Below are 16,581 nucleotides of genomic sequence, written 5' to 3' on the forward strand. Positions count from 1 at the left end.
ATGACAGTAGAGCAAAAGGTCATCATCGTTACAGGTGCTGGTGGTGGTATGGGAAAAGCCATTATTCAAGAACAGCTTGCAAAGGGCAATATTGCTGTAGGGCTTGATTTATCAGTAGCTTCTCTAAGCGATTTAGCGCACGATACCTTGCGATGCTTTGAGGTCAATGTCTTGCAAGAGGAGCGTGTGAACGAAGTATTCAAACAAATTTTTGACGAGTATGGACGGATTGATGGACTTGTCAATGCACTTGGTATAGCGCAGGCAGCAAAACCGATTGAGCAAGTAACGATGGCCGAGTGGAACCGCTTAATGGATGTCAATGTTAAAAGCTTATTTATTACAACAAAGGCAGTCGTTCCTTATATGAAGGAGCGGCTAAAGGGCTCAATTGTCACAATCGCTTCCATTTCTGCAGTACGACCACGCCCAGGTTTACAATCTTATATTGCATCTAAAGGGGCGGCGGAGAGTTTTACACGTGGTTTGGCTATTGAGCTAGCTCCGTTCCAAATACGTGTGAATACGATTCACCCAGGGCCAGCCGATACGCAGATGCTTTCTCAATTTACGGCACAAGGAGCGGACGTCGAGCAAACTAAGCAGAGTGTCTTTGTTCAATCGGTCCCACTTGGACGATTAGTGAATCCATCAGACATTGCTGGAGCAGTAAGTTATTTACTTTCTGATGCAGCAAGCATGGTTACAGGAACGACATTACATGTAGACGGTGGTCGTGGATTATAGGAGGGATACGCGTGAAGAGAATTCCAATGTTGATAAATGGTGAGTGGATACATGGTGATATAGAAGCATTATTGGATGTCATGAACCCTTCTACTGGTGAAGTCATTGCCCAAATTACGAATGCGAATAAAATCCATGTTGACGAGGCTGTACGCGCTGCGCGTGTAGCATTTGAAAGGGAAGAGTGGTGGCAAATAAAGGCTTATGAACGTGGGCAGCTACTTATTGAACTTGCCCGCTATATACGTCTGCATGCAGAGGAATGGAGTTTGTTAGAATGTCGTGATGTTGGAAAGCCGTTAACTCAAGCAAGGGCCGATATTGAAGCGGCAGCCCGCTATTTTGAGTTTTATGGTGGAGCTGCTGATAAAGTAATGGGGGATACGATTCCCATTGAAGACGGCATTTTAAATGCGGTAGTGTTAGAGCCTGTAGGTATTACCGTACATATCGTGCCGTGGAATTATCCTATTCAAATTACGGCAAGAAGTGTAGCAGCAGCAATTGCTACTGGCAATGCTGTAATTGTTAAAAGTGCGGAGGATACGCCATTAACTACACACGCTATAACGGAATGGTTTGCGGATAAAGTGCCAAAAGGTATCTTTCAGCATATTACAGGTTTAGGTCGTGATGTTGGACCGTATTTAACTTCCCATCCTGATATCAATCATATTACGTTTACAGGCTCTGTTCCAACAGGCATTGAGGTGATGAAGTCAGCGGCTGAGAATGTTGTCCCTGTAACATTAGAGCTTGGTGGAAAGTCTCCAAATATTGTTTTTTCAGATGCCAACATGGAGCAAGCGCTTGAAGGAGTTGTACGTGCCATTATTCAGAATGCCGGACAAACATGCTCGGCAGGAGCCAGACTCCTAATTGAAGAGCGTGCCAAAGAAAAATTCATGGCACAATTAGTACAAAAATTTCAGGCATTAAAAGTTGGTCCTGGTGAAGCAGACGCTGATATGGGCCCACTTCTAAATGAACGACAATATATGAAGATTTCAACACTACTGCAAAAGGCGAAAGAGGATGGCTACGTAGTTACTGGTGGTGAAACTCTGACGATTAAAGGCTATGAACAGGGCTATTATATTGAGCCAACAATACTAGCTGGAGTAGAAGCTAACGATCCACTCGCGCAGGAGGAAATTTTCGGACCGGTGTTAACAGTCTTTACGTTTACGACGGTTGATGAAGCAATTACCTTGGCGAATAGTACAGATTACGGATTAGTTGCAGGCGTTTGGTCGAAGGATTTGGATACTGCACATTATGTTGCAAGTCGTGTAAAAGCTGGACAAGTGTTTGTTAATAACTATGGAGCAGCAGGCGGAATTCAAATGCCGTTTGGTGGCTATAAAAAGAGTGGCATTGGACGAGAAAAAGGTTTTGTCGCGTTGAGAAATTATACGCAAATGAAAAATATTGCAATACGCTATGCACCACCTAATCAAATGTAATGAAATGTGAGATGGAGGGATGCATATGGATCAGCCAAAAGAAAATCAGGTGCTCTTAGAGGTAAAACATTTAAAAATAAAATTCCATTTAAAAAATGGTAAGCAGGCAAAAGTGGTCGATGATGTGAGCTTTACGATTCGTAAGGGAGAAACGGTTGCGCTTGTAGGTGAGTCTGGAAGCGGTAAAAGTATTACATCGTTATCAATTATGCGATTACTGCCTATTCCACCAGGAGAAATTACAGCTGGTACCATTAAACTTAATGGTAAAAATCTCTTAGACTTTAAAAATAAAGAGATGAGCAATATAAGAGGCAATGAAGTTAGTATGATTTTTCAAGAGCCGATGACATCATTAGATCCTGTCTTTACAATCGGTAATCAAATGATAGAAGGCATTCGTAGACATCAAAGGATATCAAAAAAGGAAGCGCGGGACAAATCTCTGCAGCTTTTAAAAGAAGTGGGTATTGCTAATGCAGAGAAGGTGATTGCCGAATATCCACACCAATTATCAGGTGGTATGCGCCAACGTGTCATGATTGCGATTGCAATGTCCAATAATCCTCAACTGTTAATTGCTGATGAGCCAACAACGGCACTTGATGTAACAGTACAGGCTCAAATTTTAAAGCTTATGATGAAGATGAAGGAAGAACATCAATCGGCTATATTATTTATTACACATGATATGAGCGTTGTAGCAGAAACGGCAGATCGCGTTCTAGTTATGTATGCCGGACAGATTGTAGAAGAAGCGCCAGTGCGAGAGCTTTTTATGAATCCAAAGCATCCATATACAACGGCTCTTTTGAAAACAATGCCTAATCTAGAGACAGATGTTAAACGATTGCCGTCAATTCCAGGAACTGTTCCACCAGCTTATGCGTTACCAGAAGGCTGCCGTTTTGCATCACGCTGTCCATTTGTGATGGCACAATGCCGTGACGTGCAACCTGAGGCAATCCATATTCAAGACGAGCATAAAGTACGCTGTCATTTATTTTCAGAGAAAGGGGCGCATGATCATGACGAAGAAAGAAGCCTTGCTTGAAATAAAACATTTAAAAGCGTACTTTACTGTAAAACGTAAGTCGATGAAGGAAGAGAAAAAGGTCATTAAAGCAGTCGATGACATTTCTCTAGAAATTTTCCGAGGTGAGACGCTTGGGATCGTAGGAGAATCCGGCTCCGGAAAATCGACGTTTGGACGAACTATTTTAAAACTCGTTGAACCGACGGACGGAGAAATTATATATAAAGGACAGCCTATTCAGCAGTTAAAGGGAAGTAAACTACAAACTTATCGAAATCAAATGCAAATGATTTTTCAGGATCCGTTTGCATCACTAAATCCTCGTATGCGAATAGGTGCCATTATCGAAGAGCCGATGAAGCTGCAATTTACATTAACGAAAGAGCAGCGCAAAGAACGTGTAAAGGAGCTTTTACACAAGGTAGGTTTACCAGAGGATGCTATGCAAAAGTTCCCGCATGAATTTTCCGGGGGCCAAAGACAACGAATCGGTATTGCGCGGGCTCTTGCTATTCATCCAGAGTTCATTATTGCAGACGAACCTGTATCTGCATTAGATGTTTCGGTGCAGTCACAGGTATTGAATTTAATGATGGATTTACAGGATGAATTTCATTTGACCTATTTATTTATTTCCCATGATTTAAGTGTTGTAAAACATATTAGCGATCGAGTAGCTGTGTTGTATTTGGGGAGGGTAGTGGAAATTGGCGCGAAGAAAGAATTATATGCAAATCCTCTGCACCCATATACGCAGGCGTTGCTATCCGCCATTCCAGTGATCAATTTTGATGAGCCGAAACAAGAAATACCGTTACAGGGTGAATTGCCAAGCCCGATGAACCCTCCTGTAGGCTGTGTGTTTCATACACGTTGTCCCTATGTGATGGACAGATGTCATCAGGAACGGCCAGAGCTTCAGGAAGAAAATAACCATCAACGGGTAGCTTGCTTTTTATATGATAAATAGACTGAAAAATCAGTCTTTGCGAAGTGAGGTGTGTATGATGTTTGGAAATATTACAGATGTGCCTGGAGTTAAAGTAGGGCATGCAGAAAATAGTGAAGGAATTACAGGCTGTACAGCGATTTTAGTGGAAAGTGGTGCGGTGTGCGGTGTCGATGTAAGAGGCTCAGCGCCGGGCACTCGAGAAACTGATGCACTTGATCCTATTAACGAAATTGAGCATGTGCATGGGATTTGCCTATCTGGAGGAAGCGCATATGGATTGGATGCTGCGACAGGAGTCATGCAATTTCTAGAGGAGCGGGGTGTTGGCGTACAGGCAGGTGTTGCTACAATTCCAATTGTTCCTAGTGCGGTGCTGTTCGATTTATTTATCGGTGATCCAAAGACAAGACCTACTGCTCCAATGGGCTATGAAGCCGCTAAAAGTGCGGTTGTTGGTCCATTTGCAAATGGGAATACAGGGGTTGGTTATGGTGCGACTGTAGGAAAATTGGCGGGTCCTCAATATTGTATGAAAGGGGGACTAGGCAGCGCCTCTATAGCTGGCAAAGAGGATGTTGTAGTGGGTGCCATTGTTGCTGTCAATGCTGTTGGAGATGTGAAAGATCCTACTACAAGAGAAACGCTAGCAGGAGCAAGGGATCCGAAAACAGGGGAATGGATGGATTGCTGTACGTATTTAGAGGAGCATGTGCAATCGGAAGCATTGTCTGGTACGAATACGACAATCGGTGTCGTTGCAGTGAATGCCAAGCTGACAAAAGCAGAGGCGAAAAAAATAGCCCAGCTTACACAAAATGCTCTTGCACGGACAATTTATCCAGTACACACAATGCTGGATGGAGATACAATTTTCGTGCTTGGTACAGGGGATAAAAGATTTCCGGTGGATTATTTGGGCCATATGGCTACAAGAGTCATGGAAGAAGCGATCATTACTGGCATTAAAGCTGCTGATAAATTAGTTGAAGTAGAAAGCTATAAAAGCATTCAAATAATGAGCACATAGAGAATAGGGGGAAATGACATGAGACTAAAGAACAATTGGTCGTTGCTGTTATTGACAATGATAGTCGTTTTACTAATGAGTGCCTGTTCAAGTGATGATAAAAAGGATGCAAGTACTAGTGGAAAGACAGTAGCGGATTTACCACAAGAAATCGTAGTACGTATAAATGACGACCCAGATTTTTTAGATCCACATAAAGCAACAGCGTCTATATCGTACCAAATGATTCTTAATATTTTTGAAGGACTGATGGCACCAGAAACAGATGGTACTTTAAAAGAAGGTCTAGCCGAGAGCTATCAAGTATCTGAGGATGGTTTAACTTATACATTTAAAATTCGTCCGAGTGTGAAATTCCATAATGGTGGGGATTTAACTGTTGAGGATATTCAGTATTCATTTGATCGTTTAATGGGGAAAAACGGCGGCGAAAAGATGTCAAATAGCTTTGATAATGTTGCGTCAACGGAAGCACCAGATGCCAATACATTTGTGATTAAGCTAAAGGAGCCAAACTCCAACTTCTTATATTCATTAACAGCACGTCAATCAGCTATCTTACCAAAAAGCAATGATGGAAAGCATAATGAAAACCCAATAGGTACTGGACCATTTGCATATGTAAAATACTCACCGGGTACAAATTTAGAACTGAAGAAAAATGAAAACTACTGGAAGGAAGGGTTACCATACTTGAATAAAGTGACGTTTACCTTCCAATCGGATGATCAAGCAGCGATTATGAGTTTAATGGCCAATGAAGTCGATTTAACGAGTGTTCCGTGGCAACGTGTAAGTGAAGTAGAAGGTAATTATAACTTATCTCATCAAAATAATAACTCATCATTAATCGTTACATTTAATGAAACGAAAGCACCTTTTGATAATGTAAAGGTCCGTCAGGCAATTAACTACGCGATTAGTAAGTCCGATATTATTGACTCAGTGTTTGCAGGTTATGCTGTACCACTTGGTTCAAACATGAGTCCAGCGATGGGGGACTATCAGAAGAAAGGCTTAGAAGATATGTATAAGCGTGATGTGGAAAAAGCTAAAGCATTATTAACAGAAGCGGGCTATCCTAAAGGCTTTAAAACGAAAATTACAGTATCTTCGCATAATGATATTTATTCAAATATCGCGCAAATCGTTGCGGATAATTTAAAGGAAATTGGCATTGATATAGAAATTGAGGTTGTAGAATGGGGAATTTGGCTAGACCGAGTTTACTTTGGTCGCGACTATCAAATGACAACAATCGATTTAACGGGTCGTGCTTCTGCTTATGAAATTATAAATGATTACATTTCAACTAATGATAGTGAAAACTTCTTCAAATTTAAAAATGATGAATACGATAAAATTATGGTAGACGTTTTAAAGGAAAGAGATCAGGCGAAGCAAATTGACTATTATCATCGTGCACAGGAAATTTTAGCTGAGCAGGCAGCAGCGGTATATATCGCAGATTATCAAATTGTTTGGGGCTCTAAGAAGCAAGTTACTGGATTAAAGAACTACCCATTCTGGTTCCACGATATGTCTGAGGTGAAAATTTCTAACTAGAAAGGGATGAGTGCTTGTTGATGTATATAATACGTCGGTTCATCCTGTTAATAACTACTATCCTTCTAGTGTCGATAATTACATTTGGTGTTTTTCAAATTTTACCTGGTGATCCGGTTCAGACGATGTTAGGTACTGAAGCGGATCCCACACAAATTGAAAATTTGCGATCAGAGCTTGGCTTGAATCGCCCCCTTTATGAGCAATATACAGATTGGGTGAAGGGATTATTAACAGGAGAATTAGGAAATTCTATTCGTTTTTCAATGCCCGTAAAAGACTTACTGTTTGATAGACTACCTGTAACGATGTCATTAGCTGGGCTCACCCTCGTAATTGTGTTACTCATTTCCTTACCGTTGGGGATGTTTGCGGCGAGAAGACAAAATAAGTTTAGTGATATGTCGTTGTCTACAGTGACGCAAGTTGGAATGGCCATTCCTTCTTTCTGGCTAGGAATGATTCTCATTTTATATGTTGGACTGCAGTTTAGCTTCTTTAAAATAAGTGGCTATATTCCGTGGACGCAAAGTGTAGCAGGAGCGTTAAGTACACTCGTTCTCCCGGCGTTAACAATTGCTATTCCACAAATTGCGGTCAATTTCCGCTATGTTCGTACGTCAATTTTAGAGCAAGTTCAGCTCGATTATGTGCGTACGATTCGTAGTAAAGGGATGTCTGAGCAAAATGTTATGTATAAGCATGTCTTAAAAAATTCGATGATTCCAATATTAACGGTATTTGGATTGATTATGGCTGAAGTTGTTGCTGGAACGATTATTGTGGAGCAAGTATTTTCACTGCCCGGCGTTGGTCAACTTCTCATTACAGCTATTAGTAATCGTGATTTTCCATTAGTACAGGGAATCGTTATGTATATTACTGTTGCGGTGGTCATGATTAATTTTATGGTCGATATTTTATATTCAGTGTTAGATCCTAGAATCCGATTACGATGAGCGAGGTGGATACGATGAAACATATACAAAGATACATGAAAAATATTAATTTAATCATTGGTCTACTAGTCATTGTCGGTTTTCTAATCATCATGATAATCAGCTTTTTTTATACACCTCATGATGTGAACTCGATGAATATACCCCAAAAATTACGTAGCCCAAGTAGTGATTATCTATTTGGAACGGATGAATTTGGTCGTGATATTTTTAGCCGTATTATGAAAGGAACACAAACGGCATTTGCAGTCGGTTTACTGACGGTATTTATCGGAACAATTTTTGGTATTTTAATTGGTGGTATAGCGGGGTATGTAGGTGGCTGGATCGATGAAATTTTTATGCGCATGATGGATGCATTAATGGCCTTTCCGGGAATTATACTAGCTTTAATGCTCGTAGCGGTATTTGGGCCGGGAATTGTTAATACGGCTATTGCATTAGGCATTATTGCCATACCGGCCATTGCTAGAATTACACGTGGTGGTTTCGTCCAACATCGTGACACTGAATATGTTTTAGCAGCAAAGTTAATTGGTGTAAAACCTTATAGCATTATGTTTCGTCATATATTACCTAATATTTCATCGCAAATTATCGTCGCTGCCACTGTGACCTTTGCGACTGCGATGCTTGCGGAGGCGGCACTTAGTTATTTAGGGCTTGGTGTGCAGCCACCAAACCCTAGTTGGGGACGAATGTTAAAAGATTCACAAGCCTATTTAGTGGGAGCCCCATGGTACACTTATGCGCCAGGCGGAGCTATTACAGTACTTGTATTAGGTTTGTATATGCTTAGCAATGCGTTGCGCGATTTTATGGATCCGCGTTCAAAAGCGTAAAATATCCGGGGCTGTTTTTTTCAATAAATCATAGGCCTTCACCGCTATTTCTATATTGAGACGATGAGGGGCTTGTAAAAAGTCAGCACCAAAAATATTTTCTAGTCGTTCAATGCGTTTATAGAGTGTTTGGCGGACAATAAATAATTGTTCAGCTGTATCATTTTTGGCACCATTGCATGCTAAATATACACAGAGCGTTTGATAAAGATCATTACCGTTTTTTTGATCAATTAACAGTATTTCTTGTAAATAATCTTTAACATATTGCAAAAGTGCGACATGATCCTGATGTAATAACAATCTGTATACACCTAAATCCTTGAAGTAAATAGAAGAAGCAAGTTCATTATGTTGCATTTGAATAGTTGTTTTTGCTTCCTTATAGCCTTGATGTACACTATTAATGGATTGATAAACATTACTAATGCCAAAGGTAAGGGTTATTTGCTCGAAAAGGTGTGGCGTTTTTCGGGCAATAATCTGCTTTATAGCTTGATTAAATGGGTCACGATTTTTTTCCATATCATCTGCTGCAATATAAAACGCAAGGATAATTATTTCATGCTGTCGAACCGAAACGGTAGGGAAGAAGCCAAGTTTTTTTAGGATGGAACGAACAAACATGACATTTTGCAGCTGGATTTCTTGCCAGTCTTCCTCTGTAAAAGTATCGGCATAATCAAGAATAGTAAATACGATGACACGATAAAATAAGTTGCGACTTTCCATTGGCAAAAAGCTTTGATAATATTGAAAATCAATAGGCTGACCTTGTATTAAGGAGAGGATAAATTCATCCTCTCGGCTTTGCTTGCGTTCCTGTAGCATTCGATTGCGCATTAAGATTTGAGCAATAGACATCGTTGCACGTTCAAGGTTTAACAATGTATAGTCGCTTGGCTTCGGCAGTACAGAATGCATACATAAATAACCCCATACTTGTCCAAGTCCATTGACCGGAATGATGACGAAATGATCGTTGTCAATGGATAGAAGTTGAAGGGGTTCTTGTAATTCTAATTGCTGACAGTGGTCCTCCAAAAGTTGTAAATACTTTTTGGCTTCTATTGGATAATAAAAGCTTTTTGTATCTTCGGAGACAAATAAAAATAATGCATCTGTATCTTGATAAAGCACCTGTAAAATTTTAAAAATTCCATTGGGCATTAACGACAATTCCATAAAAGTCTTTGAAATCGCATCAAGCTGTGTTAATGCTTGCTGATGCTGATTAATAATGTAAGTATGTAGATCCTGTGTAATATCGATAAATCTTACAACCTCTTCAAAAATGATGATAGGAAAATCATGAGCATTAGCCATAGCAACCAGTTCTACAGGAACATAATCAAAATAATCACCAATCTCAATACAAAGAGCTGCAGCACCGTTGCGAATAAGATTTTGCAAATAAGCGATTTGTGTTTCACGCTCTAACTGTAAACCTACCCCAGTTGTTAAAATGAGCTCTCCGCCATTTATTAAAGTATCAAAATTTTTAATTTCTAATATATGTGTCCATAGTACTTGTCGATTTAGTCCTTGTTGTCCAGCGATTAACTTGGCAGATTCAAAATGCTTTCGCTTTAATACATCACGTACAAGTAGAGGATGTTTCGACATAAATAAGCACCTACCCTTCGATGTACAATAATTATGTTAGATTAATCAGAAAATTTCAACATTAACTAGAATAAAAGTTAGAGGGTTACCGGACTGAGAGAAGGAAAAGACCATAAAAAGGTTTGCAATTTTGATATGGTCAACTGTATTGAAATAGGTATTCTTCCCGAAGAAAGGCGATTCCAAATGCTCGAAAAGCACAAGGAGTCGCCTTTAATAATTTCGTTTATGTCCTTTTTTTACGTATTCCCAATCGGTTTCAATGTTTTGACGAATACGAACTAAAAAGTCTTGAACACTGTCCATTTCTTCAGGAGAAAAACCATCTAATGCTCTAGCATTCGAATAGTCTCCTTCTCGCTTTAAAAATGGATAAATCTTTATACTTTTTTCTGTTGGGAAAAGTTGCTTGTTTTTCTTGTTACCTACTTCACTACGCTTTTCTACAAAACCTTTAGTCTCCAACTTTTGAATCGCTCGGGAGGCCGTTGTGCGATCTACCTTCAATAGTTCAGCAACCTTTTCTTGAATAATACCAGGGTTTTCACAGATGCGAGTGACATACAAATACTGTCCCTTTGTTAGATCGAGTTCTTTAAACTCAATATTACTAATGGAATCAAGTGCCCGTGCAATCGCACCAATATCTCGTAAAATTTCCTTCATTGATTGCCTCCGAAATATATTGTATTTGCAATAAAAAATACTCTATACTATATATTATCATCCATGAAGGGAAATTTCACTTCATATCTACAGGTGGTTCTCTTTTCCAAACTTACAGTCTGAAGCGTAGTGGTGTATAACGGCGCAGTTGACAATTCTACCAGTGGTCACCAAATTCAAGTAATAATCAGGAGGAATAAAAATGAACACAAAAAAAATTACAGATGAAAAAGATTTACAAACAGCGTTTGCGATTCGTCAAAAAGTTTTTATTGAGGAGCAAAAGGTGCCAGAGGAAGAAGAATTTGATGAGTTCGACACGCTAGATGCAGCATGTGATCATATTCTTGTGTACTATAACGATCAACCTGTTGGTACTGGCAGACTACGAGTTGTTGATGGCTATGGCAAACTAGAGCGTATATGTATATTAATAGAATTCCGCAAATTTGGTTTAGGTAAAGTAATTATCCAACGTTTAGAGGAAATAGCACTTGAAAAAGGTTTAGCAAAATCAAAATTAAACGCGCAATCTTATGCAGAAGGCTTTTATGAAAAATTAGGCTATAAACGTGAAGGTGAAGAATTTATGGATTGTGGCATCCCGCATATTTTAATGAAAAAACAATTTCATAAGGCGTAGAGTATTCATTATTTATTATAAAATAGCAAACTAGGTTTTATTAGTTTGCTATTTTGTTTTAACTTCTTTCAGCGGGTTTCCAAACACCCGCTGAAATAGAGGAACTCAGTCTGAGAACGCCACGTTAGCACTGCGCTTTCGCACAAAAAACATCGCAGGCCTAAGCATAACACAGATTCCGGACGCAATTATGTCGAGGCATAATTGATTACAATAGCTCTCTTATTTTTTCCCATAATGGCTTAATTTTTTCTTTATTCGGCGCATTTGCAAATATCCAATCTGATTCATTATTAAAGGCGTTCACTAATTTCTTAACGGCGACCTCATGTGTCTCAAGGCTCATACAATTCATGATATGGACTATCTCATTTAATGGGTCAGTGGGTAAAGATTTATCTAGCGCTTTAAGTCCAAGTACAGCTCGTTCAGGGCAATATTTATGCAGGAGTACTTTAGCGAAATGTTCTAAACTATTCCGCAGTAAATGAACGCACCAAATCTCATTTTCACGTTTAGCACTCCAATAATATTGATACAAATACCAAACAGTATCATCTATTGCATCTTGAAATTCAAGAGGCGTTAATGACAAAGTTGTTTTTTTCTGTTTAGCTGTAAGGATTCTATTCGGATCAAATAATATTTTAACTGCTTTCAGCAAAAGTCTCCTACTTCTATAGGTTGTAAGAAGAATGCGGCGTTAAGTTACTTTCAGCGAGTGTCCAAACATTTACTGAAAGAAGTTAAAGCCTCCGGCGGATATCACAGAATCGGTAAGGAGTTCTTTGTGCAAGCACAAATCCGATTCCGGACGCAATTATGCCGAGTCATAATTGATGGGCATCTTTATCACTTATTTCAGAGGGTGATAAGGTAAATAAATCGATATGAATCATATCTTCATATACGGCTAGTAGCTGGGGGGCAAAAATGTAAATGTCATCAACGAATAATGTTTTCATATAAGTTTCAATATGCTTCTTGCGATTGGATAAAAATGCTTCAATATTTTCTTCCTTCACAACGCAATACATATCGATATCTGAAAATTCATCATGCTCCTCATAGATCCTCTTAAAAATACAGCTTCAATATATTGATCATCTTTTAGACTTTCAAGTAAAATCTTCACAACATAATCCAAATTCAAATATATCCGCTCCTTATATTAAAACAAGCTGCCCAAAGTATATTTCGAGCAGCCTTATTTTGCTAGATTTCTTTTACAACAGTACCTGAGAAGCTATCGTGAGGACGAAGTTGTCCGTTTTGTTGTTCGAACGATTCTGGATTTTTCAAGTAATCGAATGAGCTAATTGAGTCACGATATACCATCCGTTTCAAAACTTCAGCTGTGAAATTACCAAATCAATTAGAAATGCTTTTGTTCGTTTTTTTTGTAATAGATTTCATCGGAGTTCCTCTTCATAAGTTTCGAAATTTTCAAAGGAACTGATTGTCTTTAAATAGCAATTCTTGTTTAGTAAGGTAAGATGCAATGGCCCCATATTTTTCTGTCGAAGCGCCTGCATAGCTATTCGCGAATGTAAGGAGGGAGGTAGTATGCTGCTGACAATAATCGATTAGATTGTTTGCTGTAATCTGCTTGCTAAGGAGAATGGCTAACAATGCACCGATGAAGGCATCACCCGCTCCAGTTGTATCAATCGCATGAACCTTGTCAGCGGGTACTTTAATATGAAGATTTTTCGTATTAAGACTTGCACCTTCTGCTCCACGAGTAATGATAAGTACTTTTACTTTCCCTTGAAATAATGAATGGACGGCTGTTTCTTCATCCTCAATCTCTGTTAAAAATAAAAGCTCCTCCTCGGACAATTTAACGATATGGGCCTTTGGTAAAAACTCTAAAATCGTTTGACGACATGCCTTCACATCATTCCAAAGTGGCAAGCGAACATTTGGATCAAAAGAAACAAGACTCCCTGCCTGATGAGCCTGTTCTATCAGGGCCACATGTGCATGTTTCATTGGGCTTTCCACTAAATTTACTGAACAAAAATGAAGAATATCTTTATCTGTTAAAAGATTAGGTGGCAGTTGCTCTTTGTTGTATTGTAAATCTGCTGCGTGGCGGCGATAAAATAAGAAATCTCGGGCTCCATCACTTGTCAGTGAAACAAAGGCTAGACTTGTTTCACCCTCAATAGTTTGAACAATATAGTTCGTATCGACATCGGCATTTTTTAATGTTTCTACTAGAAAATCTCCAAAAGCATCCTGACCTACTTGTGTAATGAGGGCTGCTTGTTGCTCAAGCTTTGCACAAACAGCTGCAACATTGGCAGGGGCTCCACCAGCATTTTTAGTAAATTGCTCAACTGCAGCAAGGGAGGCATTTTGTTCAGTAGGTGTAAAATCAATTAATAATTCACCAATTGCATAAAGTTTACTCATGGAAAAACCTCCTTTATATCAATTTCGCCTGGTAATTGGTGCTGTCGCACAGAAAAAATTGCCATAAGGCGTGACTTTCCGTCGTTTTGCCTTTTCTATCTGTCCCTCAGCTGGCCCCTTCCGTCGCTATGCGCATTGTATCCGTCGTTAAGCCAGTCGTTTCTGTCTGTTGTATTTGAATCCGTCGCTCAGCACGATCGTTCCGTCATCTTGCCCTCACATACTTAGACTGAATTCCTTATTTCAGCAGTTGTTTAGATATCCGAACCACACCACATTCACCTTTAAAGGTAGGGGGGTTCCGTAGCTGACGCTTCGCTTTCGCTACGAGGCATTCGCTTTTTCTTTGGTACGTAAATAGTGTAGAAAATACCGCCAAAAATTAATACAATACCAGCTGTTTGCATAAAGCTCGGCATAAAATCAAGTAACAGCATATCAAGCAATATTGCCACAACAGGGTCAACAAATACTAATACTGAAACTAGTATGGTAGAGAGGCTACGAATACTATCAAAAAATAAATAGTAAACAAATCCTGTATGAATAAAACCTGTTCCTAAAATATATAGCCAGTTTGTAGTCGTTAAGCTTTCAAATAATGAAAAATTAACAAATGGCAATAGTATGATAATTCCGACCGTTGTTTGGATATATGTTAATGCGTAGGAGCTAAGCTTTGTGATCGTTTTACTTGTTAACATCGTAAATGCGTAAAACAATGCAGACAGTAATGCCCATATAAAGCCTGATTTCATAAATTCAGAGAGGGACATAAAATTATTTAAACCAATAATAAACATACTGCCGATAAAACAAGTTAGTGTTGCTAGTAAAGCTTGAATAGTCATTTTTTCTTTTAAAAACAATGCGCCAAAAATTAATACGAATATTGGTGCTAAATTATAAATAGAAATCGCAATGGAAATCGACATCTCTTCAAAGGCTTTAAATAAAAATACCCAGTTTAAGACAATAAAGACACCGCATAGAAGTGTACGTAATATTTCTTTTTTATCCCATTTTTCCTTCTTATGCCCACCAGTGATAAGCCACATACCGCCAAGGAAGAGGGTGGCGCAAATACATCTAATAAATACTAGCTCGATTGCAGGTACGCCCGTATGAACGGTGAAAAATCCAATAGAGCCAAAAAGGGCCATTGAAACAGTTAGTTTGATAATCGCTGAAATGTTCATATAAAACCTTCTTTCTATTAAAATTTTTGACGCTTGAGAAAGTAGGGGAGACTTAACGTTTATTTCGCCCCGCCCCTTCTACAAATCTTTCAATCTTAAAGCTTCATAAAATAAGCGAAGAAAGCCGACAGTGTACGTACGTCAACTGTCGGCTTCATTGTTCTACAATTATTCTCGGATTTGGCCGTTACCGTGAATGAAATACTTTGTAGATGTTAACGCAGGTAACCCCATTGGCCCTCGAGCATGTAATTTTTGCGTACTAATGCCGATTTCTGCACCGTAGCCAAATTCAAAGCCGTCTGTGAAGCGAGTGGAGGCATTGTGATAAACAGCGGCAGCATCTACGCTATGTAAGAAAGTATCTGCTGATAACTGATCCTCTGTCATGATGGCTTCAGAGTGGTTAGTGCCGTATTTATTAATGTGCTCAATTGCTTCATAAACGTTTTCCACAATTTTAACACTAATTTTTAAATCTAAATATTCAGTTGCATAGTCTTCTACAGTTGCTAGTTGCGCGAAATCAAGAGCTTGACAGACAGTATCATCGCCGATAATTGTCACACCAGCTTGATGTATAGCACTTAGTAGCTGTTTGCCGTGCTCATGAAACCATTCAGGATGAATAAGTAAGCTTTCTGCGGCATTACAAACAGAAGGGCGCTGAGTTTTTGCATTGATGCAAATCTTTTCTGTTTTTAAGTAATCGGCCGTTTGGTCTACATAAATATGACAGTTGCCAGCACCTGTTTCTAGTACTGGTACAGTGGCTTCATTTACTACTAAATCAATAAGTGCCTTTCCGCCACGAGGAATTAAAACATCTAAGTATTCTTTTAAATGGAATAATTCTTTGACAGTTTCGCGATTTGTATCCTCGATTAATTGCACAGTGTCCGCAGGGATAGACGTTTTGCTAAGTGCACGATGAATACTTGCCACTAGCGCTACATTCGAAAATTTAGCAGAAGAGCTACCGCGTAAAATGACTGCATTGCCTGTTTTTAATGATAATGTTGCAGCATCTACTGTTACATTAGGGCGTGCTTCGTAAATCATCCCGATAACGCCAATTGGTACTAGGCGCTTTTCAATTAGTAATCCATTATCTTTTTCTATTCGCTCTAAGAGACTACCTACTGGATCATTTAATTCAACTAGTAAGTGGATAGCACTTGACATTGCCTCTACTCGTTCTTTGTTTAGCATGATGCGATCGAGGGTAGAAGCGGGCATTCCTTGTGTCTCGCCATTTGCTAAATCCTTTGCATTTTCAGCAATGATCATATCTTGGTCGATTAGTAATTGCTCAGCAATTTTTGTGAGAGCCTCATTTTTCTCGCAAGTTGTTTTAATATTTAAAATATAGCTTGCAGCCTTAGCCAGCTTTCCTTTTTGTTGAACTTCACTTGTCATGTGAATTCCTCC

17 protein-coding genes are annotated in these 16,581 nt (G+C 39.1%); 9 read left to right on the forward strand and 8 right to left on the reverse strand.

All coding sequences use genetic code 11. The features are described 5' to 3' along the window. The 8 genes from B1B04_RS04295 to B1B04_RS04330 are packed head-to-tail and all read left to right on the forward strand — an operon-like array spanning position 1 to position 8,595. Complete coding sequence (locus B1B04_RS04295; protein ID WP_079560090.1) at positions 1 to 747, forward strand: SDR family NAD(P)-dependent oxidoreductase; 747 nt, start codon at positions 1 to 3, stop codon at positions 745 to 747. A gap of 11 nt (positions 748 to 758) precedes the next feature. Continuing rightward, complete coding sequence (locus tag B1B04_RS04300; protein WP_079560091.1) at positions 759 to 2,213, forward strand: aldehyde dehydrogenase family protein; 1,455 nt, start codon at positions 759 to 761, stop codon at positions 2,211 to 2,213. A gap of 25 nt (positions 2,214 to 2,238) precedes the next feature. Continuing rightward, on the forward strand, positions 2,239 to 3,267 hold the full coding sequence (locus tag B1B04_RS04305) for an ABC transporter ATP-binding protein (RefSeq protein ID WP_079560092.1): 1,029 nt from the start codon (positions 2,239 to 2,241) through the stop codon (positions 3,265 to 3,267). Further along, on the forward strand, positions 3,242 to 4,219 hold the full coding sequence (locus B1B04_RS04310) for an ABC transporter ATP-binding protein (RefSeq protein WP_079560093.1): 978 nt from the start codon (positions 3,242 to 3,244) through the stop codon (positions 4,217 to 4,219). Before B1B04_RS04305 ends, B1B04_RS04310 begins: the two co-directional genes overlap by 26 nt. 37 nt (positions 4,220 to 4,256) lie before the next feature. Beyond that, positions 4,257 to 5,228, forward strand: a complete 972-nt coding sequence (locus B1B04_RS04315; RefSeq protein ID WP_079560094.1) for a P1 family peptidase — start codon at positions 4,257 to 4,259, stop codon at positions 5,226 to 5,228. 18 nt (positions 5,229 to 5,246) lie between these two features. After that, positions 5,247 to 6,794: an ABC transporter substrate-binding protein gene (locus B1B04_RS04320; RefSeq protein ID WP_079560095.1), complete on the forward strand. Its 1,548-nt coding sequence runs from the start codon at positions 5,247 to 5,249 to the stop codon at positions 6,792 to 6,794. A gap of 17 nt (positions 6,795 to 6,811) precedes the next feature. Then, complete coding sequence (locus B1B04_RS04325) at positions 6,812 to 7,753, forward strand: ABC transporter permease (RefSeq protein ID WP_079560361.1); 942 nt, start codon at positions 6,812 to 6,814, stop codon at positions 7,751 to 7,753. A 14-nt stretch (positions 7,754 to 7,767) separates the two neighbouring features. Further along, the gene (locus B1B04_RS04330) at positions 7,768 to 8,595 is read left to right on the forward strand and encodes an ABC transporter permease (protein WP_079560096.1); all 828 of its coding nucleotides are present in this window, start codon (positions 7,768 to 7,770) and stop codon (positions 8,593 to 8,595) included. Here the strand turns inward: B1B04_RS04330 and B1B04_RS04335 are convergent. Both B1B04_RS04335 and B1B04_RS04340 read right to left on the reverse strand, forming a co-directional pair. After that, positions 8,584 to 10,221: a PucR family transcriptional regulator gene (locus B1B04_RS04335; RefSeq protein WP_079560097.1), complete on the reverse strand. Its 1,638-nt coding sequence runs from the start codon at positions 10,219 to 10,221 to the stop codon at positions 8,584 to 8,586. The genes B1B04_RS04330 and B1B04_RS04335 overlap by 12 nt on opposite strands. A 213-nt stretch (positions 10,222 to 10,434) precedes the next feature. Beyond that, positions 10,435 to 10,887: a MarR family winged helix-turn-helix transcriptional regulator gene (locus tag B1B04_RS04340; protein ID WP_079560098.1), complete on the reverse strand. Its 453-nt coding sequence runs from the start codon at positions 10,885 to 10,887 to the stop codon at positions 10,435 to 10,437. A 202-nt stretch (positions 10,888 to 11,089) separates the two neighbouring features. Here B1B04_RS04340 and B1B04_RS04345 point away from each other — a divergent pair, with 202 nt between their 5' ends. Further along, positions 11,090 to 11,530: a GNAT family N-acetyltransferase gene (locus tag B1B04_RS04345; RefSeq protein WP_079560099.1), complete on the forward strand. Its 441-nt coding sequence runs from the start codon at positions 11,090 to 11,092 to the stop codon at positions 11,528 to 11,530. 208 nt (positions 11,531 to 11,738) lie between these two features. Here B1B04_RS04345 and B1B04_RS04350 read toward each other — a convergent pair whose 3' ends face one another. From B1B04_RS04350 to B1B04_RS04375, 6 genes are all read right to left on the reverse strand, one after another. Next, positions 11,739 to 12,194, reverse strand: a complete 456-nt coding sequence (locus tag B1B04_RS04350) for a hypothetical protein (protein ID WP_079560100.1) — start codon at positions 12,192 to 12,194, stop codon at positions 11,739 to 11,741. A 166-nt stretch (positions 12,195 to 12,360) separates the two neighbouring features. Then, positions 12,361 to 12,567 carry a hypothetical protein gene (locus B1B04_RS25895; protein WP_079560101.1) on the reverse strand — a complete coding sequence of 69 codons (207 nt, stop codon included), beginning with the start codon at positions 12,565 to 12,567 and terminating at the stop codon, positions 12,361 to 12,363. 178 nt (positions 12,568 to 12,745) lie between these two features. Beyond that, positions 12,746 to 12,868, reverse strand: coding sequence for a hypothetical protein (locus B1B04_RS26355; protein ID WP_276207738.1), 123 nt, complete (start codon positions 12,866 to 12,868; stop codon positions 12,746 to 12,748). A 108-nt stretch (positions 12,869 to 12,976) separates the two neighbouring features. Then, on the reverse strand, positions 12,977 to 13,951 hold the full coding sequence (locus B1B04_RS04365; protein ID WP_079560102.1) for a carbohydrate kinase family protein: 975 nt from the start codon (positions 13,949 to 13,951) through the stop codon (positions 12,977 to 12,979). Between the two features lie 284 nt (positions 13,952 to 14,235). Beyond that, positions 14,236 to 15,150, reverse strand: coding sequence for a DMT family transporter (locus B1B04_RS04370; RefSeq protein WP_079560103.1), 915 nt, complete (start codon positions 15,148 to 15,150; stop codon positions 14,236 to 14,238). 168 nt (positions 15,151 to 15,318) lie between these two features. Next, entirely contained in the window at positions 15,319 to 16,569 is a 1,251-nt protein-coding gene (locus B1B04_RS04375) for a glutamate-5-semialdehyde dehydrogenase (RefSeq protein ID WP_079560104.1), read from the reverse strand. Positions 16,570 to 16,581: the final 12 nt, after the last annotated feature.

This window comes from Lysinibacillus sp. KCTC 33748 (assembly GCF_002237755.1).
Classification (GTDB): Bacteria; Bacillota; Bacilli; order Bacillales_A; family Planococcaceae; genus Lysinibacillus.

Coding starts and splice junctions, on each gene's coding strand:
- B1B04_RS25895 (WP_079560101.1), bottom strand. CDS start 12,567: ATGTATTGCGTTGTGAAGGAAGAAAATATTGAAGCATTTTTATCCAAT.
- B1B04_RS04365 (WP_079560102.1), bottom strand. CDS start 13,951: ATGAGTAAACTTTATGCAATTGGTGAATTATTAATTGATTTTACACCT.
- B1B04_RS04295 (WP_079560090.1), top strand. CDS start 1: ATGACAGTAGAGCAAAAGGTCATCATCGTTACAGGTGCTGGTGGTGGT.
- B1B04_RS04305 (WP_079560092.1), top strand. CDS start 2,239: ATGGATCAGCCAAAAGAAAATCAGGTGCTCTTAGAGGTAAAACATTTA.
- B1B04_RS04370 (WP_079560103.1), bottom strand. CDS start 15,150: ATGAACATTTCAGCGATTATCAAACTAACTGTTTCAATGGCCCTTTTT.
- B1B04_RS04345 (WP_079560099.1), top strand. CDS start 11,090: ATGAACACAAAAAAAATTACAGATGAAAAAGATTTACAAACAGCGTTT.
- B1B04_RS04315 (WP_079560094.1), top strand. CDS start 4,257: ATGTTTGGAAATATTACAGATGTGCCTGGAGTTAAAGTAGGGCATGCA.
- B1B04_RS26355 (WP_276207738.1), bottom strand. CDS start 12,868: ATGGTATATCGTGACTCAATTAGCTCATTCGATTACTTGAAAAATCCA.
- B1B04_RS04310 (WP_079560093.1), top strand. CDS start 3,242: ATGACGAAGAAAGAAGCCTTGCTTGAAATAAAACATTTAAAAGCGTAC.
- B1B04_RS04375 (WP_079560104.1), bottom strand. CDS start 16,569: ATGACAAGTGAAGTTCAACAAAAAGGAAAGCTGGCTAAGGCTGCAAGC.
- B1B04_RS04335 (WP_079560097.1), bottom strand. CDS start 10,221: ATGTCGAAACATCCTCTACTTGTACGTGATGTATTAAAGCGAAAGCAT.
- B1B04_RS04320 (WP_079560095.1), top strand. CDS start 5,247: ATGAGACTAAAGAACAATTGGTCGTTGCTGTTATTGACAATGATAGTC.
- B1B04_RS04330 (WP_079560096.1), top strand. CDS start 7,768: ATGAAACATATACAAAGATACATGAAAAATATTAATTTAATCATTGGT.
- B1B04_RS04340 (WP_079560098.1), bottom strand. CDS start 10,887: ATGAAGGAAATTTTACGAGATATTGGTGCGATTGCACGGGCACTTGAT.